At 36.2% G+C, this 19,675-nt stretch carries 16 protein-coding genes; 4 read left to right on the forward strand and 12 right to left on the reverse strand.

The window, feature by feature from the left end:
* The 5 genes from CSW08_RS01780 to CSW08_RS01800 form a co-directional block, all read right to left on the reverse strand.
* On the reverse strand, positions 1-1,322 hold a 1,322-nt coding region (locus CSW08_RS01780), incomplete at its 3' end, for an HYR-like domain-containing protein (protein ID WP_157831412.1).
* Positions 1,323-1,713: 391 nt separating this feature from the next.
* Positions 1,714-6,984 (reverse strand): choice-of-anchor D domain-containing protein, encoded by a 5,271-nt coding sequence (locus tag CSW08_RS01785; RefSeq protein ID WP_106658200.1) that lies wholly within the window; start codon positions 6,982-6,984, stop codon positions 1,714-1,716.
* A 352-nt stretch (positions 6,985-7,336) separates the two neighbouring features.
* The gene (locus tag CSW08_RS01790; RefSeq protein ID WP_106658201.1) at positions 7,337-7,897 is read right to left on the reverse strand and encodes an NUDIX hydrolase; all 561 of its coding nucleotides are present in this window, start codon (positions 7,895-7,897) and stop codon (positions 7,337-7,339) included.
* A complete protein-coding gene (locus CSW08_RS01795) occupies positions 7,898-9,058 on the reverse strand; it encodes an aminotransferase class V-fold PLP-dependent enzyme (RefSeq protein ID WP_106658202.1) in 1,161 nt (386 codons plus the stop codon).
* Positions 9,059-9,091: 33 nt separating this feature from the next.
* The gene (locus tag CSW08_RS01800; protein ID WP_106658203.1) at positions 9,092-10,180 is read right to left on the reverse strand and encodes a M42 family metallopeptidase; all 1,089 of its coding nucleotides are present in this window, start codon (positions 10,178-10,180) and stop codon (positions 9,092-9,094) included.
* 102 nt (positions 10,181-10,282) lie between these two features.
* Here CSW08_RS01800 and CSW08_RS01805 point away from each other — a divergent pair, with 102 nt between their 5' ends.
* Genes CSW08_RS01805 through CSW08_RS01815 form a run of 3 tightly spaced genes read left to right on the forward strand, consistent with a single transcriptional unit; the run spans position 10,283 to position 12,109 of the window.
* Entirely contained in the window at positions 10,283-10,948 is a 666-nt protein-coding gene (locus CSW08_RS01805) for a DUF4294 domain-containing protein (protein WP_106658204.1), read from the forward strand.
* Positions 10,949-10,957: 9 nt separating this feature from the next.
* Positions 10,958-11,584, forward strand: a complete 627-nt coding sequence (gene trhA, locus CSW08_RS01810) for a PAQR family membrane homeostasis protein TrhA (protein WP_106658205.1) — start codon at positions 10,958-10,960, stop codon at positions 11,582-11,584.
* 33 nt (positions 11,585-11,617) lie between these two features.
* Positions 11,618-12,109, forward strand: a complete 492-nt coding sequence (locus CSW08_RS01815) for a GNAT family N-acetyltransferase (protein WP_106658206.1) — start codon at positions 11,618-11,620, stop codon at positions 12,107-12,109.
* Between the two features lie 111 nt (positions 12,110-12,220).
* On the opposite strand, the gene CSW08_RS01820 is transcribed toward CSW08_RS01815, so the two are convergent.
* From CSW08_RS01820 to CSW08_RS01830, 3 genes are all read right to left on the reverse strand, one after another.
* A complete protein-coding gene (locus CSW08_RS01820) occupies positions 12,221-12,661 on the reverse strand; it encodes a DUF4268 domain-containing protein (RefSeq protein WP_106658207.1) in 441 nt (146 codons plus the stop codon).
* 120 nt (positions 12,662-12,781) lie between these two features.
* Complete coding sequence (locus CSW08_RS01825) at positions 12,782-13,456, reverse strand: ZIP family metal transporter (RefSeq protein WP_106658208.1); 675 nt, start codon at positions 13,454-13,456, stop codon at positions 12,782-12,784.
* A 14-nt stretch (positions 13,457-13,470) separates the two neighbouring features.
* Complete coding sequence (locus CSW08_RS01830) at positions 13,471-14,202, reverse strand: class I SAM-dependent methyltransferase (protein ID WP_106658209.1); 732 nt, start codon at positions 14,200-14,202, stop codon at positions 13,471-13,473.
* A gap of 99 nt (positions 14,203-14,301) precedes the next feature.
* Here CSW08_RS01830 and CSW08_RS01835 point away from each other — a divergent pair, with 99 nt between their 5' ends.
* Positions 14,302-15,459: a THUMP domain-containing class I SAM-dependent RNA methyltransferase gene (locus CSW08_RS01835; RefSeq protein WP_106658210.1), complete on the forward strand. Its 1,158-nt coding sequence runs from the start codon at positions 14,302-14,304 to the stop codon at positions 15,457-15,459.
* Between the two features lie 203 nt (positions 15,460-15,662).
* Here CSW08_RS01835 and CSW08_RS01840 read toward each other — a convergent pair whose 3' ends face one another.
* The 4 genes from CSW08_RS01840 to CSW08_RS01855 all read right to left on the reverse strand — a co-directional run bounded on the left by CSW08_RS01840 (position 15,663) and on the right by CSW08_RS01855 (position 19,652).
* On the reverse strand, positions 15,663-16,520 hold the full coding sequence (locus tag CSW08_RS01840; RefSeq protein ID WP_106658211.1) for a nucleotidyl transferase AbiEii/AbiGii toxin family protein: 858 nt from the start codon (positions 16,518-16,520) through the stop codon (positions 15,663-15,665).
* Complete coding sequence (locus CSW08_RS01845; protein ID WP_106658324.1) at positions 16,517-17,155, reverse strand: type IV toxin-antitoxin system AbiEi family antitoxin domain-containing protein; 639 nt, start codon at positions 17,153-17,155, stop codon at positions 16,517-16,519. The genes CSW08_RS01840 and CSW08_RS01845 overlap by 4 nt, the downstream gene beginning before the upstream one ends.
* A 426-nt stretch (positions 17,156-17,581) precedes the next feature.
* Positions 17,582-18,343: an SDR family oxidoreductase gene (locus CSW08_RS01850; RefSeq protein ID WP_106658212.1), complete on the reverse strand. Its 762-nt coding sequence runs from the start codon at positions 18,341-18,343 to the stop codon at positions 17,582-17,584.
* A gap of 37 nt (positions 18,344-18,380) precedes the next feature.
* The gene (locus CSW08_RS01855) at positions 18,381-19,652 is read right to left on the reverse strand and encodes a mandelate racemase/muconate lactonizing enzyme family protein (protein WP_106658213.1); all 1,272 of its coding nucleotides are present in this window, start codon (positions 19,650-19,652) and stop codon (positions 18,381-18,383) included.
* Positions 19,653-19,675: the final 23 nt, after the last annotated feature.

A 19,675-nucleotide genomic window follows, 5' to 3' on the forward strand; every position in this document is an offset into this window, starting at 1 on the left:
GGGTTTGTTGTATCGTCAATGGTAATTGTTTGGGTCACGTTTATGCTGTTACCGTTTCCGTCATTGACGTTGTAGGTTCTTGTAATTGTGCCGTCGTTCACCAGCGGGCTGGCAGAATCGCTCACGAAGGTTACCGTGGGCGTTCCACAGTTGTCCGCTTCATCGTCCACGACCGTTACGTCTGGCGCGGGCACGTCCGCAAGGCACTGCACGCTTATTGGCGCAGGGTTGGAAGCCGTCGGGTTTGTTGTATCACTAACATTAAAAGATCTTGTTGCAATATTTGTAATTGAAGGTGATTCAATTTCTAAAGTAAGTAAATAATCATCCGAGGAAGGAGGAAGAAAGCTTCCAGTTGTGGTTATGGTTTCATTAGCTAATGAGCCACTAGTAGGACCAGTTGATTGTGATATTATATTGTTACTGGAATCTGTAATAGTCCATGTAAAATTCACATTTGTATCTGGACCACTAAATCCTCCGGTAAAATTTATTGTGCTTCCCGGACAAACAGTATTAGGGTCACTTGGCGGAATAGATATTATTGCTTTTAAAGTTCCTCCGGCTGTAACTATCTCTCCAAATGAATATACCCCTGATCCACCTCCGGCACAAGCTGCATATACTTCACCATTAATAATGATTTGATCATTGTTAGTGCAATTACCTGTGATTGTACCACCGTTATCAATTAGAACTGCTGCATTGGCACTCGGAAAAGTTAAATGCACTTTGTTGCCATCAAATGAAAGTATTCCGCTAGAACTTATTGTTAAATTTTCTGTTGTTAATGTTGTTATGTGCTGTGAAGATGTGCCATCTCCTAATATTAATGTTCCATCTATTATAACATCACCTAAATTTTCTGTTGTCAAGTTAGTGTCAATCGTAATGGTATGACCAGTAAAAATGGTAACATTTGGGTAAGGTGGTGTTTTAATATTCTCCCCAGGATATTCTGTAGCTGTATCCCAAGTAGCTCCATTGAAAACTTCCCACGATGCGGGGTCATCCCAATCACCACTTCCAATTGATCTAAAATCTCCTGTAACATCAGCAGCTACGGTGAACGTTGTTGATGTTAATAAGTTTGAACTTGTAACATGATATAGCTTGCTAGACTTGGTATTACTATATTTTTTAGCATCATCATTTTGTTTCATTGTATTTTCAGAAAACAAATCAACAAAAAAGCTAATGATTTTGTATTGTAAGTTATAGGTCGGTAGTGAGCTGGTATAAAAGACATCAGCATTAGTATAGCTACTAATAAGAAAGATGCAAATTAAACTGTATAATTTTAAAAAAGTAATTTTTTTCATATATAGCTAATATTTAGGGCACTGCAACAATATAAACATACTGTCTAATGAATTTTTAATTCAAAGACAATCGTTTTTGGTTTAAGTTGCTATTAACCAAGTTATATGAGGGATGTTGTAAAATTACTACTAAGCCAAGCCATTGATAAAAAATACTCGTTGAAATACATTTTTATTCTTTAGTCAGTATTAATTAAATTTTAATTCATGGATTAATATGGCTTTACTGATTTATTTACAGGGCTAATATATAATTATTTTTTCTTTTTACTCGATAAAAAACAAATAAATCCGATAAAAAGCGTTATTTCTAATTAAAAAGTCCCAGAGATTTGTTTTCGGAATCATTACTATCAAATAGAGAGTGGAATTTTTTTACAATAAAAGTGTATTACCTTATTAGTACTTTTTTAGAAATGGAGCCTTCTTCAGTTTGTATTTTAATTATATAGACTCCTGTACTTATCTGATTTGTTTTATACTCCATATAATCATTAGAAGTACCTACATTGAATTTATTAATAGATTGCCCTAGAATAGTCATTATTTCAACAGATTTCAATTGTTTTAAAGTGGGATTATGAATGACAATGCTTTCTTTTTCACTTGAAAAATATACTTGAATAGTTTCATTTACAATGTCATCGGAATTTAATGATTGTGAGTCCGAATTTTTAAACACAATTTCAAAACGATTTAAATAACTGCCGGGAGAAAGATAAACTTCATAATTACTTTCTTTTAAAGGGTGCTGGATGCTTAATTCTTTGTCATTTAAGTAAATTTTCAGGTTATCAGGTATGTTTTCAAGTATGTCCATTTTAATTTTTGCCATTCCCTCTTTGCTTACTTTAATTCCTAAAGGAAGTTTTTGAGTATCACTGAAATTATCAACACCTTGAATCACATATTGATCATTACCAGATATCCAAAACATATCTTCTTTATTATTTTCAATCAATGGCGCATCATAGCCTCTATCAAATCCACTTGAAGCTTTTTCATCAACACCGGCCACTATTTGTCTGTGATAACCTTTGGGAGAGTCGAACATTAATTTGAATTTTTGTCTTTCGTCTACCTCAGAATCTTTTATTTGGGCTGTTTTAGATTTTGTATTGCTTGGCTTTATAAATAGTGAAGGGTCTAATGCTTCTGTTTTAAAATCACGTTGGCTGTTTTTGAATGTTACGGTTCCACCGGCATCGGATACTACAAAAAACCCTTGGCTTAGGGGAATGTATTTTTTTGGTGTTTTTGCCCCGCTTACCCCTGTAGCATTAATTCTTGTGTCGGTTGATACCGCTATGGCACTAGACATTAGGTTGTAGGTAGCATAGCCGCCTTGATATTCTGCCAGTACATGTGTATTGCTTGCAAAATGATCCCAATAATATAAGGTACCATCAATGATATCTGTTGCAGCTTTTCCACCACTTGCAACACTAATATTGTCTTTTATAAACTCATCGGCATCTAATGCTGATGGGTAGGGATTCCCAATCAAATAATCATTTCCAGGTGATAAAGTAAGGGTTATATCACCATTATTGGGTTTCCCGTTGAACACATAGTTTTGTTGCGTTGTAATGGCTCCTCCCGTATTTTGAACACCCTTCATGGTAAAACCTTCGCCTGCTAATACAGTGCCAGTACTTCTTACATGTTGCCATTGCGAATAGGTGTTACTGGTTCTATTTGAATATTTCCATATCCAATAGTCTGCAATACTTATGGGTGTTGTGCCGGGGTTACCAGGATTACCATTATAACCGGAACCTAAAAAAGTGATGTTAACGGGTGCTGCAGCAACCGAACCATCCCTTAAAATACTTGGAAGTGTAAAACTATTGTTGTTGCTGGAGTTATTACGTATACCTACTGGTGATGACCAATAATTATATGTAAATAAATCTTTGGTCCCTTGTTGATCTCTTTCAATATAACCCTCGCTTGTTATATCTATTTCACTATCTGCTCCCTGAACCAGTTGTGATTCATCTTCTAAATCTATAAAACCATCTAATTTTAGATACCAGCTTATATTCAGTTCAGAATTATTTTGAATACTAAATTCGATAGGATTTGAACTTGCATCAGTGGCATCGACTATAAGGCCAACATGCTTTTGGTATGCATTATATGTAACATCATCGTGTGAAATTTTTACGATTGACCAATCATAATTTATAACATCGTTTCCATTAACCCCAGTTGCAGGAATATCAACTGCTGAAGCTAAATTTCCACTTTGTTGTGTTACAAAAGGTAGCGGCGCCGATTGTACGTCAATTATTTTGGTGTTGTAAATATGAGCTCCTGTTCCAGTGTCTATACTGGCTGTTGTTAGATCGTCTATGATATCATCTTTGTAGGCATCCATTCTAAAATAGCGTGCTAGGCTAGACCAGTTGAGAGGTGTAATGGTGCTTTCATCTACAAAATCCGTTACAATTCTAGGGATGATAACGCCGCTGGTTACACCCGAATTATCTTCAATTTCTTGATAAATCATTTTGTGCAATTCATCTTCAGATAGGGCTTTGTTAAATACCCGGAATTCATCCATGTAGCCATGAAAGTGTTTGTTGCCTGCTGATGATCTTCCTATCATAAAGTTTGATGTATCCAATATGCCACCCGAAGTGTGGCTAGCCTCTTCAACACCATTAATATAAAGTTTGGTACTACCAGATTCTGTAGTTGCTGCAATGTGTGTCCAAATTCCATCTGTTATAGCAGTGGAAGACGTCAGTGTTATTCCTTCAACAACGAGGCTTATTGTGTTATTGATATCATTGACCCTTAAATAAAAGTCATTTTGTCCTCCAATGATTCTATCTTCATTTAATGTATTGTTTCCATTGGATTTGATAAAAACCATGATACTGGCTTCTCCAGAGCTTATCACATTTGCATCTTCGCCATAATCATTGCGACCATCAAAGAATAAATGTAATTTTCGGTCTAAATTCCTTGGTGAACCAAAAACATTATCATCTGTATCAAACAAATCCACAATACCATCTCTGTCTAAATCATTGGTATCGTCTATGACGCCATCGTTATTGGCGTCAAGACTAGCGTACAAAGTTCCTGCAATATCATAAGTAGAACCATTGGACGTTGTGTCTATATAATCTGGAATGCCATCTAAGTCGGTATCTTTAACATAATAAACCGTTCCGGTAACCGTACCTTGGCTACTATTGCCATAGGCATTGGTATAGTTATTGGCAGAACTATGAAAATCATAGATGTCCAATATGCCATCTCCAAAGTATTCGGGGATACCATATCCGTAAACATCCTTTTCACGAAATGCTTCAGATTCTGGGCCATCCCCAACACCATCGCCGTTAATATCGCCATCTCCATTTTGGAAGTAAACGTCTCCAGAATTTCCGGCGCCAGATTCATCTACGTCGAAAATACCATCATTATCACTGTCTAAATCCAGATAATTTGGCACACCATCGCCATCTGAATCTAATGCTATGTTGCCCGCAGCACTATCGTGTAAACCATCACCATTGGCATCCACCCATGCAACATCCATTTTTCCGGTTCCATTACTCAAGTTGCCTAAACCTATTTCAACAATGTCTGGAATACCATCATTGTCTGCATCGAGATCAAATATATCTGCTATGCCATCATTGTCATAGTCACATAAGGTTTGTCTTATTTCGATATCATCAATAGCTAAATCATTACCCAATCCTCCAGGAGCATTGTTGATAAAAATGACTTGAAATTCATTAACACTTAAAATCAGGTCTTCAGAATAATTAAACCAGCCATTGTCTGGATTTGCTGGGTTCCATGGATCAATATCGCCAGTTTCAAAAAAAGCATCTGCTGCCCCAGGTATCGCTAAATTATCTAGTATATTGCCATTTAAGTCTTGAAATTCAACCCTGATGTTTGGTCTTATACGGGTTGCTATGTCTGGGTGATCAAACCTATCAAGATTTAGGGCATAAAAACTGTAGGTAACGGGTACATTTGGTAGGGCTCCCGTAATTTGAGCCGTATAGAAAACACCGGGATCAAAAGAAGCATTAAAAACCGCCATTCTACCGTTGGTATCTCCAGGCGTATGGTCATCACCAGTATACCATAAATTATCAGCCCAACTGGCAAGTTCGCCATTAGGCGTTTGATTAATGCCATCTCCATTTGCAACTTTATAGTATACCGTATATTCGCCATCATCTAAATCGGCATCATCACTAGCTGTATTCATACAATCGTCGCCAGTACCATCTTCCCAACAATAATCGGTCATGGCAGCATAACTTGTATTAATGGTTGTTCTGGCAGTGCCCGTCCCGAATGTTTCTTCTAGGAATTTGTAATTTACGGAATAAGATATTGGTGAAGAGCTACAGTTGTTTTCTTCCTCTGAATCAATAATACCATCGTTATCGTCATCGATGTCCTGATCATCAAACACACCATCATTATCACTATCATAAAATAATTGTACCGTAGTGCCTTCAATCACAAAATCATAAACCGCCTCATCGGAGTCGTTATTATTGATGGTTACCGTACATGTTTGTGAACCAACACTAATTCCTGTATAAGTGATGCCAAAAGTTGTTGTGCCACCCGATGTAACAGGAGTACTGTATGCTGTTGTAATTGAAAAATTAGTGGTGTTTGATAGTGTGATGCTGGAAATTGTCAGATCTGCCGTTCCTGCGGTATTATCAATGGTAAAAATTTTTTCTAATGAATTACCCATGTTTACATTACCAAAGCTGGTGCCATCTGCACTTTGCGGTGTTGTGTCACCATCTACTATTTCTGTAAGCACAGAGCCTCCCATGACTTTTATTTCTGGAGTGGGAACGGCACCTGTTCCTGTAATATTAAAATTATATGGGTTCTCGTTACTGTCATTATTGGCAATGGACAATGTTGCCGTTTTAACCCCCGCTGAAGCAGGGTTGAATTGAATGCTAAATGTGGTGCTACCGGCACTCGCAATTGTGGGGTTAGGTATAACGGTTACAGAGAAATCGGAAGCATTTGCTCCAGAAATAGCAATGTAGGGAGATACATCTGTTAAACTTAAACTGGCATTTCCTGTATTTTGAATGGTAAATGTCTTGGTTGTTGGAGAACCAACATAGATGGTACCAAAATCGGTGTTGTCTGTAAGTGAAGGAGATGAGTCTCCATCAACTATGGTAACCCCATTGCCTTGAATGTTTACTTCTGGACCTCGTATGGCTCTTATGGTAAAGGTCCAAGCATTGTCGCCTCCATCGTTGCTGGCATTACTGCTTGCTACGGTTACTGTTGATGTATAAGTTCCTACTGTCAGCGAATTTAATGTTATTATAAAAGAAGTCTCAGCATATTTTCCTAGACCCACAGGTGCTGGATTTGTTGTTATCGTAAAATCGGTTGAATTGGATAATGTAATACTCGTTACATTCAAAGTTGTGTTTCCTGTACCTTGACTATTTTCTATAAAAAATGTTCGTGAGGTAGTATTTCCAAAATCGGTATAATCTGCTGTTTGTGGAGTTGTATCGCCATCTGTTATAGGAACAGTATTTCCTCTGACAGTAATTTCCTGTGCGCTCAGGGTATTAACTAAGAGCAATAATATAAGTATAGAAAAAGCGAGAGTTAATTTTTTCACAATAGGTTAAATTTTAGCTTGGGACTAATCATTCGCTGTCAAATATATAATTATTATCGACGTAAAGCAAAAATAACCGATTAAATGTAATGTTAAATATATAATTGATTGATTTTCAATAAATTAAATGTTTTGTTAAAACTGAATGGCAGAATTATTTATTATAATCTTTATCCAAATTGCATAAATTTTAATGTTTTTTAGTTAAAAAAAATGGTTGATTTTAAAATCAACCATTTGATAATGAAAACATTATAGTATTAAAGAATATCCTGTGAACTGTCGGTTTAAACTAGAATGAACTGTTGAACATTTCAACAATAAAAATGAAGAATGCTAAAGGAAATTGTTGTTAGCTTTTGTTTTGTGTCTGGTTTTGTATCGTTTTTAAAACCCTTTTATAATATGGCCTATTTGAAGCTACAAAATGTCCATTAGTGTCACTGTGTTTCAGTAAATTTTCAAATTCATCAAAAGAGACTAGTTTTAAGGATTCAACTTCTTCAATTTGAAGTTTTAATTCAGATAATGGTACTTTTAATTCAGCTATAAACGTGTTATGGAATTCATTATCAATAATACCGCTTTCATAACTTTGGAAACATTCAAAAACCCCTATTTTTTTTAAATCTGATTCTGATAACGTTAAACTAATTTCTTCTTGGCATTCCCTAATGGCTCCATTTATAATACTTTCTCCTGCATCAACGTGGCCAGCTACTGAGACGTCCCACATGAGCGGACAAATACTTTTAGAGGCTGAGCGTTGCGCTAAAAGTATCTCGCCCTTTTTTGTGTATAGCCAAATATGTGCCGTGTGGTGGTATAATCCTTTTTGATGGATGACCGATTTTAATTCTGAAATCCCCATCAATTTTCCCGAAGCATCGGCAATATCTATAAATTCATCCATTTAATTCGTTTTTAATGCGGTCGACAAACATTCGAAAAGTATTTCAAAATCTTTACTTGTGTTGAATACGTGACAGGACACTCTAACATAGTGGCCCCTAAATGCTACAGAAACATGTCGTTTTTCAAATTCAGCTTTTAAAATATCAATATTTGTATCTTTGGGTAATTCTATTCCAAACAAGTGCTTCGCCCTAAATTCGGAATCTTCCATGTTACAACCTAATTTTTTTATATTTTCTATGACATCTTTTGAAATGGTATGGCAATACTTTTGAATAGCTTCAGGAGTCCATTCCAACAATAATGCAATGGATTCCTTAAGCATCGATACAGCAATGAAATTAGCATTTTCACCTACATTGTATCTGCTTGCATAAGGTTTATACGTATCTTCATAATTGGTCAGCCCGGTAAAATTTTCACTGTGAAGGCGGTTGGACCAGTTTTCCTCAATGGGGATGCCATGATCGAAATAAGGACCATAATAAGCCAATCCGCTCGAATAGGGTCCAAATAACCATTTGTAACCGGCACAAATTAAGGCATCGGGTTGTATCTCTTTGACAGAAAAGGGGAGAGCACCAACAGATTGGGACCCATCAATAATAAGTAGTGCATTGTATTTTTTTGTCTTTTCCTTGATGGCTTTTAAATCGAACAAAGTGCCATCAGACCAGTGAATATGACCCATGGCAACAACTGCTGTTTTATCTGAAATACCATCTAAAATGTCCATGTTCCAATGTCTGCCACAATGTTCTTTGGATGAGGGCTTTTTTACAGTTTTTATAACAGCATTGTATTTTTCTGCCAGACGTTTCCAAGAGTAATAATTACTAGGAAATTCGTTTCCAATCAGTAAAATTTCATAACCAGCATGCAGTTTTATATTATTTGCAACCGTAGCAATACCATAGGAAGCCGACGGAATACTAGCAATACGTAGAGGTTCATCTACATCTATAAGTTTAGCATAACTGGATTTAAGTTCTAAAAGCGGATTAAAAAAATCATCCGCTTTAGTTATGTATGGTCTGCTTTTTCTGTCTATGGCCTGTTTACCAGCTTCATTAGTCACATTAGGTAGCGGCGATAGATTTGCTGCATTTAAGTAAACAATATCATCAGGAATATCAAATAGATGCTTTTTGTTTTCCATAGAAAGCGCTTAAATTTTTAATACTAATAAAAACTATTCAAAATAACTAAACGTATCGTTGTTTTTGATGCTTAAAAGACTTTCGTAAATCAATTTAATAACATTTTCAACATCGTCTCTATGAACCATTTCCACAGTAGTATGCATATAGCGTAGCGGTAACGAAATTAAAGCCGATGCCACGCCGCCATTGCTATAAGCAAATGCATCGGTATCGGTTCCTGTCGCTCTTGAGAGTGCGTTACGCTGAAACGGTATTTTTTTTGCTTCTGCGGTATCGGTTATTAAATCACGTAATTTTTGTTGCACAGCAGGAGCGTAAGCAATAACGGGGCCTTTACCAATTTCCAAATCACCTTGTATTTTCTTTTCAATCATAGGTGTGGTGGTATCGTGTGTGACATCGGTTACAATCGCCACATTCGGTTTGATGCGGTGTGTAATCATTTCAGCACCACGCAAACCAATTTCTTCTTGCACCGCATTTACAATATACAAGCCGAATGGTAAGGTTTTTTTGTTTTCTTTCAGCAATCTGGCGACTTCGGCAATCATAAAGCCTCCCATGCGATTATCGAGTGCGCGACAAACAAATTTATCACCATTTAAAATATGGAATTCATCAGGATAGGTAATAACACAACCCACATGAACCCCTAATTTTTCAACATCATCTTTGGTTTTACAACCACAATCAATAAAAATATTCTCGGGTTTTGGTGCTTCTTCTTTAGATTTATCTCTGGTGTGAATAGCTGGCCAGCCAAAAACGCCTTTTACAATACCATTTTTAGTATGGATATTTACCACTTTACTCGGTGCTATTTGGTGGTCACTACCGCCATTTCGTATGACATAAATTAGACCGTTATCACTAATATAATTCACATACCACGATATTTCATCGGCATGCCCTTCAATAACGACTTTATATGTTGCTTTCGGATTGATAACGCCCACCGCAGAGCCATACGTATCGGTAATAAATTCATCGACATACGGTTTTAGGTAATCCATCCATAATTTTTGCCCTGTCCATTCATATCCAGTTGGGGCTGCATTGTTCAAATATGTTTCTAAAAAGTCCATTGACTTTTTATTAAGTATGCTCTTGTTTGCCATCTATAAAATTTTGCACTAAAATAATAATATAAATACAAAAAGAATGTTTTACAGAATGTAAATTATTAATTTTGGTGTATAATGGCTCCAACACATTTATAGATGATTATTCTAAGGTATATATTCTTAATTTTTCCGGTTTTACTTGTTGCGCAAACTGTTGATACACTCAAAGATGCAACATCCGAAGGTTATGTTTTTTTTGAAGGTGATTCTATTCCTACGATAGAGTTAAATGAAGTAGTTATTTTGAACAAGCTTAATTTTGGTAACAGAGAAGATAGGTTACGTTATTTAATTTTAAGACGGAAAACATTAAAAGTATATCCGTATGCAAAACTGGCCGCTGACAGATTGGATTCCTTAAACAACCGTTTGGCAATGATGAAGCGACGAAGTGACAGAAATCGTTATACCCGAATGATTCAAAAATATATTGAGGGCGAATTTTCTGACGAACTAAAAAAAATGACCCGTACTGAAGGTCAGATATTGGTAAAACTCATTCATAGGCAAACAGGAGAAACCACTTTTGGGTTGGTAAAAGAGTTGCGGAGCGGTTGGCGTGCCTTTTGGTACAACACCACGGCAAGTATGTTTAATATTTCATTAAAGCGAGAATTCGACCCTATGAATGTTCAAGAAGATTATTTAATTGAAGATATTTTAGAGCGTAGCTTTCGAAGTGGCTTATTACCGCGTCAGGACTCGGCATTAGATTTTAATTTTGCCGATTTAACCGAAAAATGGGCCACCAAAGCTAAATAACCTTATGTAATGCGCATACAATCCGATTTTGAAGAAAGACTTAATGCTATCTCTCATGGTATTGGTGCTCTGCTAGGTATTTGCGCTTTGATTCTATTAATTGTTTACAATACCAACAAAACAGATTATAGTTTGTTTAGCGTTATTGTATACGGCATATCCATCATCGTGCTGTTCTCAGCTTCTGCCTTATACCATTCCGTTAAAAACGAAAAAAACAGACATCTTTTCAGAATTATAGACCATATTAGTATTTACTTTTTAATTGCCGGAACGTACACGCCTGTGCTGTTAATCACTTTAGAGCAAAGTAGTGGCTGGATCTTATTTTATACGGTTTGGGGCATAGCATTATTTGGTGTGGTTTTAAAGTTGTTTTTTACGGGGCGGTTTGAAATATTCTCCACCTTGTTGTACTTGGTTATGGGTTGGCTTATTGTATTCGATTTTTCAAATTTATCCAAAGCCATTGGAAGCAAAGGTATTTTATGGTTATTTGCAGGAGGCTTATCCTATTCCATTGGTATTATTTTTTATGCCATTAAGTTGATTCCTTACAATCATGTTATTTGGCACCTCTTTGTTTTGGCTGGTGCTATATGTCATTTTTTTATGATTTTCCTTTACGTCATATAGAAAACCTTTAATTTGTATCCTGAAGAAAGCGCTATGATTAAAATTAAGCCAGCCACTACTAAATCCGATTTTGAATGCATTTCAAAATTGGCGCACGAGATTTGGCATGAACATTATCCTGCCATCATTAGTTTAGAGCAAATAGCCTATATGCTGGAAAAATTTAATTCCGTAACGGCTATTGATAACCAAACCAAAACAGGGTCTCAATTTTTTTATATGACGTACAATGATGTACCAGTAGGTTATGCGGCCATTAAAAAAGAATCGGACTTTTTATTTTTAGAAAAACTTTATATTTTAGAAGGGTACAGAGGAAAAAAAATGGCCACAGCCGCCATCCAATTTATGGAAGCGTTTGCTAATTACCTAAGCATATCCAAGATAAAACTTAACGTTAATAAATATAATGTGAATTCTATTCTAGCCTATAAAAAAATGGGTTTTGTAGAAACGAAATCCATGGTTACGGATATAGGCAATGGTTTTGTTATGGATGATTATGAAATGGAGAAAGTATTTTGAGTTAAGAGTTAAGAGTTAAAAGTTAGATAGTCATAAGGTTATATAGTTAGAAAGTTTAATTTTGCCAACAGCCAACAGCCAACAGCCAACAGCCAACAGCCAACAGCCAATTTAATCCTCAATCACCTCTCGATACTCCTCAAAAAACGCTTCAAATAGAGCCATTTTCTCATTAAAAAAAACCATCACATCTCGCCAATTGTTTTTATTGTGTATGGATACTTTTTGGTCTAGAAGCACATAAATCCTAGAAATTTCTTTACCGTTTTCCAATAGGAATGCTTCTTCATATATAGCTTCAGGTAAATACTCTTCTGTTAAAATGAATTTTAAAGCTACCAATTTTTCCCAGAATCTAATTCTATATTCCATCCCGATAGCTATCGGGACATCTAAATCCAATGCGACCAAAGCAGACTTCGTATCAAAATGAAATTTAAAAGAGAATCCTTTTAGTTTGGTGTCGTACAAAATCCATTTTCTGGGAAACGATTTCCCATAACTGGTCCAAAATTCCTGTCGTAATAAGCGTGATTCTTCTTTGCTAAACACGTTTTAAGTTAAGAGTTAAGAGTTAAAAGTTAAGAGTTTAAAAGTTTAATTTTGCCTACAGCCTAGAGCCTACAGCCTACAGCCTACAGCCTACAGCCTACAGCCAGCACCCAAGACCTCCTAAATCAAATAAGCCATAGCAACCCCTAAAATAATAGCTACGAGTTTCGATAAATTGAATTTATGTCCTTCGCTACTTTCAAATAAAATAGTTGTTGAAATATGAAAAAAGATACCAATTACAAAGGCATTGATGACATGAACATAATCTTGGACAACATCAACCGTATTTGAAATTAAGGTTCCAATAGGTGTCATTAATGCAAAGACAATCAAGAAACTAGCTATTTGTATTTTGTTGTAGTTAGACCGAAGTAAAAACATAGAAATAAGAGTGGCAATCGGTATTTTATGTACCAATATACCATACACCATATCGTTATGGTCATGAATGGAAAAGCCTTCTAAAAAACTATGGATGCAGAGACTTATAAACAACGCCCAAGGAAAAGCAGTAGCGTTTTTGTGGATATGGATGTGTCCGTGTTCGGCACCTTTAGAGAAAAATTCCAATACAATTTGCAATAAAATACCACCCATTATAAAAAGGCCAGCAAGCTTTGTGTCCAAATGTTCGTAAACCTCGGGGAGCATTTCAAATAAGGTTAACGCCAATAAAAACGCCCCACTAAAAGAGAGTAGGAGTCTGGTGTTAAACATTCTTTTTTTAGTGGAAATGATGGCTAGAGCCACTCCAAATATAACTGCCAATATAGGAAAAAGATAATTGTTCATGTATTTTACAAAGGCTATTTAAAAATCATTACCAAACGTTCCGAAGTTTGCGGCCTAAATTTATTCAATTTATAGTCACCAAAAACATCTAATAAATACGTATCTGCTTGTTCAAAAAGGGCTTCAAAATCTTTCAAGGAAAACGCTTTTACTCGTTCTTGGTAATGATGCGCTTCGCCATCCGCTTCAAAGGTAATATCTTTTATAATATATCCATTTTCAACAAAGCGTTTCAAGTTAAAATCAATCTCCCCAACAGTTTTAATTTCTTCAGGTACGAGATTTTCAATCACCAGAGCACTGTTCATAAAATCAATCACACCAAACCCAGTCTCGTTTAAATTGGCTTTGATGGCTTTGATGGTATTTAGGTTATCTACATCAAAATCAAAATAGCCAAAGCTGGTATATAGATTAAAAACCGCATCGAATTGGCGTTTGTAGGGTTTGCACATATCGTGCACATCAAAACGCAAACGGTGGTTTTCATGTTTTTTGGCATGCTTGATATTGTTTTCAGAAAGGTCAACGCCGGTCACATCATACCCAATGGTATTGAGGTACATGGCGTGGCGGCCCCTACCACAAGCCAAATCTAAAATAGTGCCTTGTTCTGGAATGTTCAAGTAATTGGTAAGCGTATCCATAAACGCATGCGCCTCGGTATCATTGCGATCCCTGTATAAAATGTGATAATATGGTGTGTTAAACCACGATGAAAACCAATTGGAAGTGTCTTTACTCATATACTTTTTTAGAAGGTTTTCACAGATAACCTTAAATATCAATAAACATGACGTTTGCCACAAAATTACATTATTTTTGTAATGTATTTAATGTAAATAATGGAAGATAATTTTAACATGGTAGCCAAAACCTTATTTGGTTTTGAAGAACTATTAGCAAATGAATTGACCCAACTGGGTGCACAAAATGTAAAAACGGGCATTCGTAGCGTGAGTTTTACGGGTGATAAAGGCTTTATGTATAAAGCCAATTTGGGCTTACGTACCGCCATTAAAATTTTAAAACCCATAGAAACCTTTACGGTAAGCAATGAGCAAGATTTGTATAACAAGCTCTACGCCATGTCATGGGAAAACTACATGACATCCACAGGCACCTTAGCGGTTGATGCGACTATCCACACCGAATTATTTACAAACTCCCTATATATTGCCCAAAAAACCAAAGATGCCATTGTCGATAAGTTTAGGGATACGACAGGCGACCGCCCAAATGTGGATTTAAAGTTTCCCGACTTAAAAATCAATGTGCATATTGATAGGCAACAGTGCACCATTTCGTTGGATTCTTCTGGGGAGTCCCTGCATAAACGAGGCTATAAAACAGCGACCAACATCGCGCCCATCAACGAAGTATTGGCAGCAGGATTGATTATGTTGTCCGGTTGGGACGGACAAACCGATTTTATGGATCCCATGTGCGGGTCTGGGACCATGTTGGTAGAAGCTGCCATGATAGCCTGCAACATTCCGCCAAACTTAATGCGTAAGGAATTTGCTTTTGAGCGTTGGCAAGATTGGGATGTGGATTTATTTGAAAAAATTGAAGAATCCCTGCTTAAAAAAACACGGGATTTTCATCATAAAATTACGGGCTATGATAAAGCCCCAAGTGCGGTGATCAAAGCCAAGGAAAACATTAAAAATGCCCAGCTTGATGACTTTGTTGAAGTAAAACACGAAGATTTCTTTAAAACCCAAAAAGGAGGTGATGCCAAATTGCACATGGTATTTAACCCGCCCTATGGTGAGCGTTTAAATATTGATTTACAAGACTTTTATAAAAACATAGGTGATACCCTAAAACAAAACTACCCGAATACCGATGCGTGGTTTATTACCAGCAACCTCGAAGCCTTAAAGTTTGTGGGTTTACGTCCTTCAAGAAAGATACATTTGTTTAATGCCAAGTTGGAGGCCCGTTTGGTAAAGTTTGAAATGTATTCAGGTAGTAAAAAGGGGAAGTATATGAAGTAGGGTTTGGGAGTTGCGCTTATCTGTCTCGTGTATGAGTAGTAGCGGATTTTTACGCTCAAACTTTTCGGTTGTGTATGACCTTTGTTTTATGTTTTTTACTATCGATTTATCACTTAAAGCGCTAATTCTTATACACATCTAAAGTTAGGCAATCATTTTTATTTTTTACTTTGCAATTTTCAAGTATTGACCTTTGGTTAAGATCAAGTATTCTCAAATTTAATTTTCTCTATTAAATCTATGAAATATTGAGGGCTCCAAATATTTAAAACATCATCATTTTGGATAAACCTAACAACATCATCTTTAATACTGCTAAAAGAAACTGATTTGATTTTGGTATCTAATAGATTGATAATTTGTTCATTAGAAATGCTATCATCTTGCCAGTCGTTTGTATCTTTTGCCCTAGTTATAAAATGATTTACATCCAAAGGAATTCCTTTTTTGATATACCATTCTAAGTCATACCAATCCCTTCCTTTGACTCTGTTTTTCCACTTTCTAAATAGCAGGGCATGGATTTTACCTGCAAATAAACTTGGTTTCGTAAAACATTTCACGTAAAAAGAAAATGGACGGAGTAATAACTTTTCTTCGGTTTTGAAATTTAATGGAGGCTGTCGGTCAACTTCTATTTTTATTTTCAAAGTCTTGTTAGAACGTACCCCAGTTTCTTTGATGATGTCTTCGAGTACAATTTCTTGCCAAACTGTTTCAGCTTTCAGAAAAGCAGAATCAATAGCTGTTAGTTTTGTTTTTTTCTTTTCCTTAATACTAACAGTCAGTCCCAATGACTTAAATTCATCTAGAATAGCTTTGAAATATGGCTCAATTGAAAAATTAGAATTAGGTTTAAGTAAAGAAAAATCCAAATCTTCTGAATATCTATCCAACCCATAAAAAATCCGGAGAGCGGTTCCTCCATAGAAAGCTGCTTTCTCAAAAAAATCAGTTCTTGATAAACCTGCTAAAGTAATTTCTTGCATTATTTCACGTAATGCAGATACTCTTTCTTCTTCATTTTGAGGGTTATATTCCTCTATCCACTCTTTTATCATAATTCTATAAGCGTTTTAATTAGCATTTTTAGACTACTTTTTTTAGGAGCATTTTTAATCCATAATTCCATAACTTCCGTATCTAATGTACTTAATACTTCACTATCCATACGAAGATCTTCCATTAAAAATTCTCGCGTTTGTTTGATACTTCTAAGATAAATTTTTGGTGTAAGCACAATTTTGTCACACAAAGCTTTTTCAGGTGAGGCAACTAACATTGTTTGCTTAGGTGAATATCGTATGTTTTTTATTCCATAAGAATAATAAGGAATCTTTAATTGTTGGTAACTAAATCGTCCTACAGGAGTTTTATATAATTTTGAAGTTTTTATGGTTACTGAACTTATTTCATAAGCTTTTTCTGGTATCATGGCCCAATAAGACAATGCTGACTCTAATGACACATAACTTGGTCCTCTAAGGTGATTCGCTATTAGAAAAGGTTCTGGTGTTGTTAAGTCCATTTTAGGTCCAGTTATATATAGTCCTCTTCTAATAGAAATAAGCTCTTTGCTCTTAAGTAGCTCACTGATTTTATCATTTGGACTCTGATAATCGTTTAGTAATTCTAAAATTAGATGTCTAGATATAGGAGCTTCAGTATATTCCTTTATTTTTTTTCTAAAATTCATATTGTAATTATTCTGTATGATAATCGTATAATATCCGATTAACACATGTAAATATAGTAATAACATGTGAAAAAACAAATAAATAATCGGAATAATTCCGATTATTTATTTAAATTATTACAATTATTTTATAGGAGGTTATTTAATCTACTTCGTTATTTCCACATAAGCACATGTTTTGCAAGAGCTAGGATGGTTGAAGACGACCCGCTTATAACTAGCTTTAATGTTACCACGATTAGGGATATGAATCTGTTTTAATGATTTATATCTACTGAAACAAGTTCAGTACGGATAAGCGAAGTTAAAATTTTATTATCAGAAAATAAATATGTGATTATAAAGAGTTTTGAACAAATAAACTGTTAAATAATAACAAAAAACATCCAATATATTCAGCTGGAGGTTTATAAATAAGTTTTTATATTATAATAGCATCCCGCCGGTAACTTCTATGCGTTGGCCGTTGACCCATTTAGCATCTTCGGTACATAAAAAAGCGACCACACCTCCAATATCGTCGGGTTGGCCTATGCGCCCCAATGCGGTTGAGTTTGATATGAAATCTATTTTTTTGGTGTTGGTTTTGTTTTCACCGCCACCAAAATCGGTTGCAATGGCACCAGGAGCGACTACATTGGCCGCTATTTTTCTGTGTGCTAATTCTTTGGCTAAGTATCTGGTAAAAACTTCTATGGCACCTTTCATGCAGGCATAAGCTGAGGCACTTGGGAATGAATACCGCACCAATCCCGAGGAAATATTTATAATCCTTCCACCATCATTTAAATAAGGCAATGCTTTTTGTGTTAAGAAATAAACGCCTTTAAAATGGACATTGTACATCTCGTCAAATTGGTCTTCGGTGGTGTCGATGATGTTTTGGTAAATACCTGTCCCAGCATTGTTTATAAAAAAATCGAAACTGCTTTTTCCTGTTTCCGATATTAAATAGCTGGAAAGCTGACCAAAAAAATCATCAAACCCTTTGGTGTTACTGGTATCTAATTGAAATGCCTTTCCTGTTTTACCTAATTTGGTGATTTCGCCAATGACTTCATTGGCAGCAGAGGTGTTGGAATGATAGGTAATCATAACGTTGATGTCTTTTTTTGCTAGACTAATAGCTATATCCCTCCCTAAGCCTCTACTGCCACCTGTTACAAGTGCAAATTTATTTTTTGACATGTTGTATGCTTTTTGTTTTTTATATATTGATATTCAATTAATCCCACCAGGCCTCACCATCAACCAAATATTTTTCCTTAATGAGTTTTTCATTCAGTTCAATACCAAAACCAGGTCGGTCACTTAATTGGATATGACCGTTTACAATCATTTCTTTATCATAGCCCAACACATCTGGGTCGCCATTAATGCCACGACCAGCTCGATTTATAGGGTTGAATATAAAGGCTTCGTGTGCTACAAACTCACGCACCGATGCAGCGAAATTAGCCGAGGCAATGGTCGCCACAGGACCTGCCACATTATGTGTACAAACAGGCATATAATACAGTTCCGCCAAATCCGCTATTTTCTTGGCTTCCAGTAAGCCACCTGCCATAGAGACATCAATTTCAATCATGTTCACGCCTTGGTTAACGATAAACGGACGGAAATCATCACGTGTGTATAGATTTTCACCCGTTAATACAGGCACAGGTGATTGTTCTGTTAATTTCACCCATTGCTCATTATAAGCAATAGGAAGCGGATCTTCAATCCATGCAGGACGCATGGGGGCTACGGCACGACATAGGCGCAGGGAACTATCGAAATCAAATTCCCAGTGGCAATGCACGGCAATATCAAATTCAGGACCTAAAGCTTCACGCATGTTGGTAAAACCTTTGGCAATGGTATCAACTCCTGTATTGGATAAACGACGATTGTCCAGTTGATTCCATCTTTGGTCGCGGTCTATATCACTTTTACAGGCCGTCCATCCTTGGTTTTTCATGAGTTCAGCAAATTCCTGTACCGAATCCATTTCCAACATATTTCGAGGTCGGGCAGAGGCATAGGCACGGACTTCATTTACGTGGGCACCACCACCTAATATTTTGCGCACGGGTTGGTCGGTAATTTTACCAATCAAATCCCAAAGGGCAAATTCTACACCTGTAATGGCGTGGGTTGCCAATCCGTGATTGCCTCCGTAGTAGGAGGTTCGGGTACTCATTTTAAATATCAAATATTCTAGATCCATTGGATCTTTGCCCAGTAAAATGGGTTTACAAACATTAAGAACAATGTCCTTTGCGCCATGGCCATTTTCGTCGTGGTGGCATTCGCCAATACCTACTAAACCGGCATCGGTAGTGATTTTTACCAATGGACTCACACGCATACTGCCCATTTTAGTAAGCACACATTTAACGTCTGTTATTTTTACCTTTTTAGCTAGTGGATTTGCCCAAAGGTTGTAATAAGGCACAAACATCATGGCAGGTGTGGTGATGGCCATGTTGCGAATAAACGTTCGTCTTTTCATTGTTGTTTAGTTTGAGTTGGTCA

It is taken from the genome of Confluentibacter flavum (genome assembly GCF_002843175.1).
GTDB lineage: Bacteria > Bacteroidota > Bacteroidia > Flavobacteriales > Flavobacteriaceae > Confluentibacter > Confluentibacter flavum.